The organism is Pleomorphochaeta sp. DL1XJH-081, from assembly GCF_049310885.1.
Taxonomy (GTDB): Bacteria; Spirochaetota; Spirochaetia; order Sphaerochaetales; family Sphaerochaetaceae; genus CAYZJV01.
Map to the genome: position 1 here is coordinate 1 of NZ_JBMDYO010000215.1, position 235 is coordinate 235.

The 235-nt window shown below is 58.7% G+C and carries 1 protein-coding gene; it reads right to left on the reverse strand.

Translation table 11 applies throughout. The annotated features are described in order from the left end of the window. On the reverse strand, window positions 1–235 hold a 235-nt coding region (locus tag ACODJP_RS14510), incomplete at both ends, for a cytosine permease (RefSeq protein WP_422482703.1).

The following is a 235-nucleotide window of genomic DNA, read 5'->3' on the forward strand; positions in this document are numbered from 1 at the left end:
CGACTAAGGATCATTTGCGGAAGTCCCAGTCGCGGTCCCTGCAGCGCATGCAGAGACATCACCGCCGCCCCCAGCATCTGACCGACCAGCAGCCCGACCAGCGACCACACTACATCGCCGCCCAGCACAACGGCTAAAGCGCCAGTGACAATCGCCGTAATTTGCAGATTGCCGCCAAACCAAAGGGTGAACTGGCTAAAAGGGTGTCCATGCCGTTCGCTTTCCGGGATGTAAT